The organism is Demequina sp., from assembly GCF_024642165.1.
Classification (GTDB): domain Bacteria; phylum Actinomycetota; class Actinomycetes; order Actinomycetales; family Demequinaceae; genus Demequina.
Genome location: NZ_JAHEBP010000063.1, coordinates 1 through 11,108 on the forward strand (window position 1 = coordinate 1; position 11,108 = coordinate 11,108).

14 protein-coding genes are annotated in these 11,108 nt (G+C 71.9%); 5 read left to right on the forward strand and 9 right to left on the reverse strand.

Annotated elements, in window-relative coordinates; genetic code table 11:
* The 3 genes from Q0L54_RS07180 to Q0L54_RS07190 all read left to right on the forward strand — a co-directional run.
* Positions 1–410: MFS transporter (locus Q0L54_RS07180; RefSeq protein WP_296666591.1), on the forward strand; the 410-nt coding region annotated here is incomplete at its 5' end.
* A gap of 87 nt (positions 411–497) precedes the next feature.
* Positions 498–1,004: a GNAT family N-acetyltransferase gene (locus tag Q0L54_RS07185; protein ID WP_296666594.1), complete on the forward strand. Its 507-nt coding sequence runs from the start codon at positions 498–500 to the stop codon at positions 1,002–1,004.
* A gap of 79 nt (positions 1,005–1,083) precedes the next feature.
* Positions 1,084–1,494, forward strand: coding sequence for a type IV pilin protein (locus Q0L54_RS07190; RefSeq protein ID WP_296666596.1), 411 nt, complete (start codon positions 1,084–1,086; stop codon positions 1,492–1,494).
* Between the two features lie 10 nt (positions 1,495–1,504).
* On the opposite strand, the gene Q0L54_RS07195 is transcribed toward Q0L54_RS07190, so the two are convergent.
* Both Q0L54_RS07195 and metE read right to left on the reverse strand, forming a co-directional pair.
* Positions 1,505–1,942, reverse strand: a complete 438-nt coding sequence (locus tag Q0L54_RS07195; protein WP_296666598.1) for an iron chaperone — start codon at positions 1,940–1,942, stop codon at positions 1,505–1,507.
* 110 nt (positions 1,943–2,052) lie between these two features.
* Entirely contained in the window at positions 2,053–4,377 is a 2,325-nt protein-coding gene (gene metE / locus Q0L54_RS07200; RefSeq protein ID WP_296666603.1) for a 5-methyltetrahydropteroyltriglutamate--homocysteine S-methyltransferase, read from the reverse strand.
* A 215-nt stretch (positions 4,378–4,592) separates the two neighbouring features.
* On the opposite strand from metE, the gene Q0L54_RS07205 reads away from it, so the two are divergent.
* Positions 4,593–5,015, forward strand: coding sequence for an OsmC family protein (locus Q0L54_RS07205; protein ID WP_296666606.1), 423 nt, complete (start codon positions 4,593–4,595; stop codon positions 5,013–5,015).
* A 12-nt stretch (positions 5,016–5,027) separates the two neighbouring features.
* On the opposite strand, the gene Q0L54_RS07210 is transcribed toward Q0L54_RS07205, so the two are convergent.
* A complete protein-coding gene (locus tag Q0L54_RS07210) occupies positions 5,028–5,912 on the reverse strand; it encodes a methylenetetrahydrofolate reductase (protein ID WP_296666607.1) in 885 nt (294 codons plus the stop codon).
* A gap of 242 nt (positions 5,913–6,154) precedes the next feature.
* Between Q0L54_RS07210 and Q0L54_RS07215 the strand changes: the two genes are divergently transcribed.
* Positions 6,155–6,724 carry a DNA-3-methyladenine glycosylase I gene (locus Q0L54_RS07215; RefSeq protein ID WP_296666610.1) on the forward strand — a complete coding sequence of 190 codons (570 nt, stop codon included), beginning with the start codon at positions 6,155–6,157 and terminating at the stop codon, positions 6,722–6,724.
* Between the two features lie 105 nt (positions 6,725–6,829).
* Here Q0L54_RS07215 and Q0L54_RS07220 read toward each other — a convergent pair whose 3' ends face one another.
* The 6 genes from Q0L54_RS07220 to Q0L54_RS07245 all read right to left on the reverse strand — a co-directional run.
* Complete coding sequence (locus Q0L54_RS07220) at positions 6,830–7,342, reverse strand: (deoxy)nucleoside triphosphate pyrophosphohydrolase (RefSeq protein ID WP_296666612.1); 513 nt, start codon at positions 7,340–7,342, stop codon at positions 6,830–6,832.
* Positions 7,343–7,357: 15 nt separating this feature from the next.
* Positions 7,358–7,741: a glycine cleavage system protein GcvH gene (gene gcvH, locus Q0L54_RS07225; RefSeq protein WP_296666613.1), complete on the reverse strand. Its 384-nt coding sequence runs from the start codon at positions 7,739–7,741 to the stop codon at positions 7,358–7,360.
* Between the two features lie 63 nt (positions 7,742–7,804).
* Positions 7,805–8,935 carry a glycine cleavage system aminomethyltransferase GcvT gene (gene gcvT, locus Q0L54_RS07230; protein WP_296666615.1) on the reverse strand — a complete coding sequence of 377 codons (1,131 nt, stop codon included), beginning with the start codon at positions 8,933–8,935 and terminating at the stop codon, positions 7,805–7,807.
* Positions 8,936–8,985: 50 nt separating this feature from the next.
* The gene (locus Q0L54_RS07235; RefSeq protein WP_296666617.1) at positions 8,986–9,492 is read right to left on the reverse strand and encodes a hypothetical protein; all 507 of its coding nucleotides are present in this window, start codon (positions 9,490–9,492) and stop codon (positions 8,986–8,988) included.
* Complete coding sequence (locus tag Q0L54_RS07240) at positions 9,489–10,319, reverse strand: protein phosphatase 2C domain-containing protein (protein WP_296666619.1); 831 nt, start codon at positions 10,317–10,319, stop codon at positions 9,489–9,491. The genes Q0L54_RS07235 and Q0L54_RS07240 overlap by 4 nt, the downstream gene beginning before the upstream one ends.
* A partial coding sequence (locus tag Q0L54_RS07245) for an FHA domain-containing protein (protein WP_296666622.1) occupies positions 10,316–11,108 on the reverse strand: 793 nt, incomplete at its 5' end. The genes Q0L54_RS07240 and Q0L54_RS07245, both read right to left, overlap by 4 nt.

An 11,108-nucleotide genomic window follows, 5' to 3' on the forward strand; every position in this document is an offset into this window, starting at 1 on the left:
CGCTCGCGTCGAGGCTGCTGTGGGGCGTGACCGCCACCGGAGTGGGCGCCGCCACCTTCGTGCTCGCGCCCACCATGCTGTGGCTCGGCGCCCTGATGTTCCTCACCGGCCTCGCGATCGCTCCCACGATGGCGGTGGGCGACGGCGTTGTCCATGCGCTGATCCCGCGCTCACGCATGACCGAGGGCATGACATGGACCCGCACCGGCATGGACGTGGGCATCGCGGCCGGCGCGTGGCTCGCCGGCTGGATCATCGACCGCCACGGGTCGCATGGCGGATTCCTGGTCACCACGGTCGCCGGACTCATAGGCGTCGCCATCGCCGCATCGTCGTGGCGCTATCTGCGCGGTAGGCGAGCCTACGAGGAGCGCATCGAACGCGATGAGCCGTTGACGGTCGCCACCTGAGCTCGGACGTGCACGGGCGTCGTTGCCCGCTCGCTCACCGTACGTGCGGGCCCTGGCGCCCGCGCTGCGAGCGCAGATAATGGGCACGTGATCAGAGAAGCCGTCCCCGCCACCGATGCGGCACGCATCGCCCAGATCTACGGCCACTACGTGGCGCACGACACGGCGACGTTCGAGATCGAGCCCGTCTCCGCCGACGAGATGTGGGCGCGCATCGAGGGGGTTCAGGAGCGCGGCCTCCCGTGGACCGTGGTCGAGCTCGGCGGCGAGATCGTCGGCTACGCCTACGCCGCCCCGTTCCGTGACCGCATCGCCTACCGACACACGTTGGAGGCGACCGTGTACCTGGACGCCGGGGTCCGGCGCGGGGGCCTCGGCACCGCGATCTACTCCGATCTGCTCGACCGCCTGCGCGGTCTCGAGGGGTCGGTGCACGCGCCGGTCCGGTCCGTGATGGCCGTGATTGCGCTTCCCCACGAGGGCTCGGTCGCGCTGCACGAGCGACTGGGGTTCCGCCACGTGGGAACCGTGGTCGACGCCGGATTCAAGCTCGACCGTTGGATCGACGTGGGGTACTGGCAGCTCGCGCTGTGACGCATGTCACACCCCAGGCTTGCCACGACGCGCCACCGCACGCAGACTGGGGACCACGAGCCTTGAGGGGGGCGGACTCATGACACACCCGCAGCGTCGCGATGATCGCGGCTTCACGTTGGTCGAGTTGCTGGTGGTCATCATCATCATCGGTGTTCTCGCCGCCATCGCGATACCGCTGTACCTCAATCAGCAGGCGAAGGCCAGGGACTCCGCGGCCCAGTCCGACGCGATGAACCTGGGAATCACGATTCGTGTCGCCTACGACGAGGCGCCGGTCAGCAGCGTCACGATGAACGCCGACAGGAACTATGTGATCGACGGCAAGGTGGTGCTGGGCGCGTCTCCGGGCGTCGAGCTCGTGTCCTGGCAGGGCACCGCCGTCGACGACTGGTGCGTCCAACTCAGAAATCCCGGCGGCGACGTCTCGTCGAGCCCGGGTGTGCGCTTCGACTCGAAGAACGGCTACGTCGAGAACGCCGCCTGCTAGCCGGGCCCGGTCAGCCAGCAGCGCGCCTCACGAGTTCGCGGATCTGCGCCTCCTCGGCGTCGCCGATCTCCGTGATCGCGAACGACGTCACCCACATCGTGCCCTCGTCCAGCTGCGCCGCCTCCTCGAAGCCCAGCGTCGCGTAGCGCGACGTGAACTTGCCCGCGTCCTTGAAGAAGCACACGACCTTGCCGTCGCGCGCATACGCCGGCATGCCATACCAGGTCTTAGGCGCCAACCCCGGCGCGACCTCCGTGACGATCGCATGGACGCGCTCCGCAAGGGCGCGATCCGCATCGTCCATCGCCGCGATCTTGGCCAGCACATCGGCGAGATCGGCGGCCGCCTTCTCCTCGCCCTTGCCGCGCTTGGCCGCGGCGCGGCGCTCGGCCGCGGTCTCCTTCATCGCCGCGCGCTCCTCAGCGGTGAAGCCGTCGTTGTTCGCCATGGGTGAGTCCTCTCTGGTCACCTCCGATGGTGCCACGCGGCGCGGCCGGGCGGGCGACGACGACGGCCCGGCCCCCGAGGGAGCCGGGCCGTGCCAGAGACCGAGGGACGCTAGGCGCGGACGGCCCTGGTCGCCTCCATCATGTGCTCCAGGGTCGCGGTGGTCTCCGCGTAGGCGCGGGTCTTGAGGCCGCAGTCGGGGTTGACCCACAGCTGCGTGCCGGGGATCGACTCCTTCGCCAACGTGAGGAGCTCGGTGATCTCCTCGGTCGACGGAACGCGCGGCGAGTGGATGTCCCACACGCCCGGGCCGATCTGACGCTCGTAGCCGTGGCCCTTGATCGCGGGTAGCACCTCCATGCGCGAGCGCGCGGCCTCGATCGACGTCACGTCGGCGTTCAGGCCGTCGATCGCGTCGATGATCTCGCCGAACTCCGAGTAGCACAGGTGGGTGTGCACCTGGGTGTCGTCGTGCGCGCCCGAGGTCGCGAGCCGGAACGAGTTGACCGACCACTCGAGGTACGCCGCCTGGTCCCTCTTCTTCAGCGGGAGCAGCTCGCGCAGCGCGGGCTCGTCGACCTGGATGATGCCGATGCCGGCCGCCTCGAGGTCGCGGATCTCGTCTCGGAGCGCGAGGCCCACCTGGTTGGCGGTGACGCCCAGCGGCTGGTCGTCGCGCACGAACGACCACGCGAGGATGGTGACCGGCCCCGTGAGCATGCCCTTGACCGGCTTGTCCGACAGCGACTGCGCGTACGCGGCCCACCGGACCGTCATGGGTGCGGGACGCGTGACGTCGCCCCACAGGATCGACGGGCGGGTGCAGCGCGAGCCGTACGACTGGACCCAGCCGTTGACGGTGACGTCGAAGCCGTCGAGCAGTTCGGCGAAGTACTGCACCATGTCGTTGCGCTCGGCCTCGCCGTGGACCAGGACGTCCAGCCCAAGGCCCTCCTGCATCGACACCACGGAGGCGATCTCCGCCTTCATGGCGTCCTCGTAGGCGGCGTCGTCGATCTGACCCTTGGCCCACGCGGCACGCGCCTTGCGGATCTCCGGGGTCTGCGGGAACGAGCCGATGGTGGTGGTCGCGAGCTCCGGGAGGTGGAAGCGGGCTGCCTGCGCCGCAACACGCACCGAGTAAGCCGACCTCTCGAGCTCCGCGGGCGTGACGGCCGCGAGGGCCGCACGCACGTCCGCCTTGTTGGTGCCCGGGTGCGCCTTGCGCGAGGCGAGCGCGGACCGCGCGGCCGCCAGGGCGTCCGCGACCTGCTCCGAGCCGCCGGCTCGGGCGCCCGCGAGGGTGACGATCTCCGCCACCTTCTCATCGGCGAAGGCGAGCCAGCTGATCAGCTCCTCGCCCAGGTGCTCCTCGCCCGTGAGGGTGTGGGGCACGTGGAACAGCGAGGTCGAGGAGGACACGGCGACCGTTGCGCCGAGCGCCTCGATCTCCGCCGCCTTGCGCAGCGCCGCGTCGAGGTCGGTGCGCCAGATGTTGTGGCCGTCCACCACGCCGGCGACGACGGTGACCCCGGACAGGTCGGTGCCCGACGGCACCGCGCCGCGCACCAGGTCCAGGCCGATCGCCTCGACGCCCGAGTCGACCAGCACCGGCAGCGCATCGTCGAGCGAGTTGTAGGGCGCGGCCACGAACAGCTCGGGGCGGTTGGCGAGCGCGGCGAGCGAGCCATAGACCTTCGCGGCGTTCGCCAGGACCTCGGAGCGGTCGGCGTCGATGTCGGCAACCAGGATGGGCTCGTCGATCTGGACCCACTCGGCTCCGGCTGCCTTGAACGCCTCCAGCAGGTTGCCGTACACCTCGAGGACGTCCTCGAGGCGCGAGATCGGGCGGAAGCCCTCGGGGGCCTCGTCGCTGGGCTTCGACAGGTACAGGAAGGTGAGCGGGCCGGTGATGACCGGACGGGTCAGATAGCCAGCCTCCTTGGCCTCGACGAACTGGTCGACCCAGCGGGTGCTGGACACCGCGAATTCCGTGTCGGGCCCGATCTCGGGCACCAGGTAGTGGTAGTTCGAGTCGAACCACTTGGTCATCTCGAGCGGCGCCTTGTCGTCCACGCCACGGGCGATGGTCGAGTATCCGGCGAGGTCCACGGAGCCATCGGCGGCGCGCAGGTCCGCGAAACGGCTCGGGACCGCACCCAGGGTGACGGCCGCGTCGAGCACGTGGTCGTAGAACGAGAAGTTGCTGGGGATGGCGCTCGCGTCCTTCGCGAGGCCCAGTTCCGCAAGGCGCGCCAGGTTCGCGAGGCGCAGGTCCTTGGCGGCGGCTTCGAGGTCCTCCGCGGTGGTCGCGCCCTTCCAGAACGACTCGAGCGCCTTCTTCAGCTCACGCATGCGGCCGATGCGCGGGTAACCGAGGATCGTGCCGCCGGGGAAGGCGGGCGCAGGGGCGTGGGCGGTGTTCTGCTCAGTCATGGTTCCTCATGGAGGTTGGTGCGCGGCGGGCTCGCCATTGCGCTTGGTCGACGCTCGGGCGCCGAGTTGCGCCGCGATTCTATCTCGCCGCGCCGTTCCTCGCCAGGCGCGGTGTCCAACAGGTGGACGCATCGTCCCGAAGGGCGGACCGCCGGCGTGGGCCTCCCGGCGCCCGCGGGCACGGCGCTGCGCACCGGCGTGGGAGGATCGAAGGCATGGAAGAATCCTCGCCCCGCACCGTCACCCTCCGCCGCGAGGCCGAGGGTGTGTACATCGCCACCAACGAGGCCGGCGACGAGCTCCGCTTCGGCCACAACGCCGAGGGCGGGTTCGGGAACGTCGAACTGCTGCTCGCGGCCGTCGCCGGATGCTCGGGGACCGATCTGGATGTGATGACGTCGCGACGTGCCGAGCCCACCGCATGGCAGGCGACGGTCACCGCGGACAAGGTCACCGGCGACGGCGGCAACATCCTGCGCGACATCGTGGTGACCTTCCACGTCGAGTTCCCCGAGGGCGCCGACGGCGACAAGGCCCGCGCCCGCGTGGAGCCCGCCCTGCGCGCGGCGCACGAGCGCACGTGCACCGTGTCCCGCACCATCGAGCACGGCGCGAAGGTCACGCTCCAGGCAGGGTAGGGCGCGCGGCTGCTACCGACCCAGCCCCAACGACTCGACCAGCTCCAGCGCCGCCTGGTGCCGGTTGAACGTGATGATGTGGATGCCCGGCGCGCCCGCCTCCAGCAGGTCCCGCGACAGCCGTGCGGCGTGCGCGACCCCGGCGGCCCGCGCTCCATCGTCGTCCTGGGCCGCCTCGAGCGCACTGAACAGCTCCGCAGGCGTCTCGACACCCGTGAGCTCGGCGGCGCGGACGGCGCGGCGCACACTCACCAGCGGCATGACCTCAGGGATCACGGGCAGGTCGATACCCTGCGCCGCCGCGCCCTCGACCAACGCCGAGTACTGGTCGACCTCGTAGAAGACCTGCGTGATCGCAAAGTCCGCGCCGGCCTCCTGCTTGGCCTTGAGCACGTCGAGGCCCAGCTGCCGGAAGCGCTCGATGGCGTGCTGAGCGGGGAACGCCGTGACGCCCACGCTGAGGTTGTCGACGCCGTGAGCGTGCGCGACCTCGCGCAGCAGCTGCACCAGCTCGGAGGCGTAGAGCAGGCCATCCGGGTGGGGTCGCCAGTCCGCCTGACCCTTGGGCGGATCGCCGCGCAGCGCGAGAAAGTCGCGGACGCCCTCGGCGAGATACTCCTCGATCACCTGGGTGAGCTCCGCGCGCGATTGGTCCACGCAGGTGAGGTGCGCCAGCGGCGGGATCGTGTGCTGGAGGGCGAGGCGATGGACCACGTCGCGTGAGGTGCTGCGCGTGGTGCCGGAGGCGCCGTAGGTGATCGACATGAAGTCCGGGTGGGTGCCCACCAACATGGCCATGGTCTCCAGGAGGGTCGACTCGGCGGCGGGCGTGCGCGGCGGGAAGAGCTCGTAGGAGAGCGTGGGGCGGCGCGCGGCGAGAAGGTCACGGATGGTCATGGCGGGCCTTACTGTACGCGGCGCCGATGCGCCGGGCCAGGGGCTCGGGTCGCAGGAGGGGCACTCGTACTCGAGATGATTAACACGTTAACGAGTTCGGAAGAGGGCACCGCTTGCGCGCCGTCGACCGAGGGCGCCCGGACGGGACCCACCGATGTCCCCGACCCCGCGCAGGGGCCGGGTCGCTCTGTGGACGCCAGGCCGGTGCCGCGACCGTCGCATCGTCCCGCCACACTGGACCCATGATCACGGAGACCAATGACCTGGTGCGCTGCTTCGGCGGCGGGGACCCGCTGTACGAGGCGTATCACGACCACGAGTGGGGACGGCCGGTGCGCGGCGACTCGGAACTGCTCGAGCGGATCGTGCTCGAGGGCGCGCAGTCCGGGCTGTCCTGGCTCACCATCCTCCGCAAGCGGGCGGGCTACCGCGAGGCGTTCGCGGGCTTCGATCCCGCGGCGGTGGCCGCGTTCGGTCCGGCGCGGGTCGAGGAGCTGATGGCGGACGCCAGGATCGTCCGGAACCGTCGCAAGATCGAGTCCGCCATCACCAATGCCGGCGCGGTGGTGGGGCTGTGGGATGAGGGCACCACGCTCACCGAACTGTTCTGGTCCTTCGCCCCCGCCCCTCGGGACGCCGCGCCTCCATCGTGGGCGGACGTGCCGGCGTCGACGCCGGAGTCGGTCGCGCTGGCGAAGGCGTTGAAGAAGGCGGGGTTCGTGTTCGTGGGACCCACCACGATGTACGCGGCGATGCAGGCGTGCGGCCTCGTCGACGACCACATCGCCGGCTGCGTGGCGGCACGGCACTAGGCACCTACTGATGTCCCCCGGCACGCACAGCGCCAGTTCTCCACATTTGCGTCCACTTGATGTGGATATGTCCCACTTGTCGGCTGTGGGGCCGCCGGCGACGCCTCAGCAGTAGGCGCGGCGGTGGCGCGCTACCGCGTCGAGCACCAGCGCCTCGACGATGCGCTTGTCCGCCGGCAGCCAGGGGACGTCGCGCCAGCCTCCGGGCTCAAGCCACCGCAGTTCGTCGTGGTCCTCGAGCGGCCGCGGCTCCACCGGCGTACCGTCCGCACCGGGCAGGATGCGGGCCCACCACACGCGCATCACCAGGCGCTCGACGTCGGCGTCGCCGGGACGCAGCATCCACACCGGGTCGTCGCCGCACGCGGCCTCCACGCCATGGCCGTCGTCGGGGCCCACCACCTCCTCGCCGATCTCGACCTCGACGCCCAGCTCTTCACGCAGCTCGCGTCGCAGCGCATGCTCGGCGGTCTCGCCGCGCTCGACCTTGCCCCCGGCGAACTCCCACAGGCCGGCCAAGGCCGACGGGGCGCTGCGGCGCGCGGCGAGCAGCCGGCGGGGGGCCTCCAGGGAGTCGGTGATCGCGGCCGCGACCACCAGCCGGGTGTTCACAGGCATGGCGGCGTCGAAGCCTCAGGCGATCGTCGCCGCATATGCCTCGGCGTCGAGCAGGTCCGGGGCGTCCTCCGAGAGCTCGACCTTGAAGATCCAGCCCTCGCCGTACGCGTCCGCGTTGATGGTCTCGGGGGAGGACTCGAGCGCCTCGTTGACGGCCGTCACCGTCCCCGACACCGGCGAATACATCTCGCTCACGGCCTTGGTGGACTCCAGCTCACCGCACACCTCGCCCGCGATCACGGTGTCACCCACGCGCGGCGCCTCGACGTACACGATGTCGCCCAGCGCCTCGGCGGCGTGCTCCGTGATGCCCACGGTGACTTCGACGCCCTCGTCGGTGTCACCCGACACCCACTCGTGCTCGGCCGAATAGGCCAGGTCCTCGGGAACGATCGACATCGGCAACCCCTCTCAGAACGGCAGCTGCGGCGGGAGGCGGGAGCCCCGGGCCATGAGACGAGCCTACGAGGCCCGCGAGTAGAACGGTAGCGCCACCACGGTCATCTCCTCGCGGCGCCCGCGCACGTCGATCCCCACCGTGGTGCCCGGCTCCGCCAGCGTCGGCGGCACGTATGCCATCGCGATCGGCCTGCCGAGCGTGGGTGATGGCGCGCCGGACGTCACCACGCCTACCGGAGCGCCGTCCGCGTCCACCACCGCGTAGCCGGACCGCGCGGCCCTGCGCCCGTCGCCGGTCAGGCCCACGAGCACGCGCGCCGAGCCCTCGACCTTCGCGCGCAGCAGCGCCTCTCGGCCCACGAAGTCACCCCGCGGGTTCGCCGCCGTCCCGAACGCGACGATGCGCCCGAGGCCGGCATCGAACGGGGTGGTCTCGCGCGTCAGCTCCTGGCCGTAGAGCGGCATCCCCGCCTCGAGTCGCAGGGTGTCGCGCGAGGACAGCCCGCAGGGGATCAGCCCGTCCTCTTCTCCCGTCGCCAGCGCGAGCCCCCAGACCGCCGCCGCATCGGCCGCGTTGACGAAGAGCTCGAAGCCGTCCTCGCCGGTGTACCCCGTGCGCGCGGCGAAGGCATGGATGTCGCCGTCGAGCAGCACGTTCGCCGCTGTGTAGTACCGCATCGCCACGATGTCGTCCGCGCCGCGGGTGCACATCCGCGCCACGATGCCCTCCGCCCGCGGACCCTGCACGGCGATCAGCGCGATGTCGCTCGAGATGTCCTCCAGCGCCGCGTCGAAGCCCCCGAGCCGCGAGGCCAGCTCGGCGACCACCACATCCTTGTTGGCGGCATTCGCGACGATGACGAAGTGGTCCCAGTCCCGCCGGTAGACGATCAGGTCGTCGATCACCCCGCCCTCGGGCGTGCACAGCATCGTGTACTTGGCTCCCCACAGCGCGACGGCCGAGATCCTCCCCACCAGCGCGAAGTCGAGGAACGCCGCCGCATCGTCCCCGCGCACCGCGATCTCGCCCATGTGGGAGAGGTCGAACAGGCCCGCGGCCGTGCGCACCGCGGAGTGCTCCGCAATGTCGCCGGTGTACCGCACCGGCATCTCCCAACCCGCGAACGGGACGATCGTGGCGCCGAGCGCGACGTGTTGGGCATGGAGGGGGGAGTGGAGGGGGGCGTCGGCCATGGGCCAAGCCTAATCGTGGGCACCTCGCGGAAGAGGCTGCCGCGGAACCCTCACAGGATCGCGACGATCGCCGCCGCCGCGGCACCGGCGGCGAGCAGGCCCGCCGCCACGGCCGCCATGCGCATGGCGCGCCCGCGCCGCGAGCGCGTGTCGCGGGCCGCCCGGTCCTCGGGAGCGAGCACCTCGGGGGAAGGCCGAGGATCGGCTGCGGACGCGGGCCAGATCCCGGATGGATGCGGTGCCTGCGTGTGGCGCGCGCGCGGGTAGTAGTGCTGCGGATCGTCGCCGAAACCGCCTCGACGGGTGGGGGAGACGCGGAGGCCCTCCGGCGGGCGGAACGCGTCCGCCTTCGCGGGCGCGGCGCCGGGCGTGCGGGACGCGGGCCGGGTCGGCTCGTCCGTCTCCGGCGCGGGCTGGGTCTCACCCTCGGCGACGCGCCGACGCGATGCCTGCGTGCGATCGCCGCGGCTTGACACGCGGGTCGCGTCGTCGACGGCCGGGGCAGCCGCATCGTCCCCGCGGCGTCGCCGCGAGAATCGGGTGGGCTCGTCGGTCACTCCTCGCTCCGCCGGCGGAAGCTGGGAGTCGTGTCGTTCACCGCGGACACTCCCCAGAGCGGCCACGGCGCCGGATCGGCGCCTGCGGGCGTCACCGCGGTCGCGTCCACGACCACGACCGTGACGTTGTCGCGCGCGCCGCGCTGCACGGCGGCGTCGACCAGAGCCTCGGCGGCCGCGGCGGGGTCCCCCACGAGCGCCGCGATCTGGCCGATCGTGAGGTCGTCGACCTCCTTCATGAGTCCGTCGCTGGCGATCACCAGCCGCCGTCCGGGCACCTGCGGGACCAGCCACGCGTCCATCGCCAGCACGCCGTCGCCGATCGCGCGTGTGAGGAGGTTCCGATCCGGGTGGATGAGCGCCTCCGCGGGCGTGATCCGCCCCTGGGCCACCAGCTCCTGCACGTGCGAATGATCGACGCTGACCTGGTGGAGCCGGTCGCCATCGAGGGCGTAAGTGCGTGAGTCGCCCACGTTGACCACCATCCACCAGGGCGCGCCCGCGTGCAGGACGGCGACGGCGCCGGTGAGGGTGGTCCCGCTGTCGCCCCCCACATCCTCCTGCACCTCGGCGACGAGCCGCCGCGCCTCGAGATGCGCCATCTCGACGTCCTCGGGGGCGACCGCGTCGCCCGTCACGAGCGCCTGGAAGGCGGCGACGGCCGCACGGGCGGCCTCCGCGCCGGCGAGGTGGCCGCCCATGCCGTCGGCGACCACGTACACCGGCGACTCGGCGACGTAGGCGTCCTCGTTGCGGGCGCGGCCGCCCACCGCGGTGGCGCCGGCGCCGTTCACTCCGTGGTCGCCGATCGGGGCGTGAGCCGTCATGCGTCCGCCCCGCGTCGCCGGAGCTCGACCTCAACGTCGCCCAGCAGCAGCCGTCCCGCCACCGGAGTGGGGGTGTCCGCCGCGACCTGCACCTCGAGGCCCGCGGCGTCCACCAGGTACGTGCCGTTGGTCGATCCGAGGTCCTCCACCAGCCACGTCCCGCGCTTCAGGGTCAGGCGCACATGGGACTTCGACACGGTGCGCGTCGAGTCCGCGATGTCGACACGCGGGGTGCCGTCGGTGGGCGGCAGGCCGCCGGAGCGCCCCAGCAGCACCGTCGCGGAGTCGATGCGGTAGATGTCACCCTCGGAGGTGGCGAGCTCCCATGACTCGCGCACGCGCGCCGAGACTTGGGTCCTGTCGTCGGCCGGTAGCGGCACGGATGGCGAGGGTGTCGACGATGCGCCGGACGATGGCTCGGGCAGGGCTGCGGGCGAGGCCGCGGGCGGCACGGCGCGCCGTGGCGCCACGATGGGGATCTCGAACGTGGGGACCGCCGTCGGGGCGGGCGGCGGCGCCGCCGCTCCGCCCCGCATGTAGGGGCTCACGGGGAGGGTGGGCGTGGGCTCGACGTACACGGGGCGCGCGGCGGATGCGGCGGGTGGTCCCGCATCGGCGTCCGGAAGAGGTCCCGGGGCCGCCGCGGACTCCGGCACCGCCTCGTCCTCGTCGTCGAGCGGCGCCCTCTCAGGCGTCGCGATCTCCTCGGTGGGGGGTGCGGGCGGCTCAGGCGCGGGCGGCTCGGGCGCGGGCGGCTCAGGCGCGGGTGCGGGTACGGGCGGCTCGGGC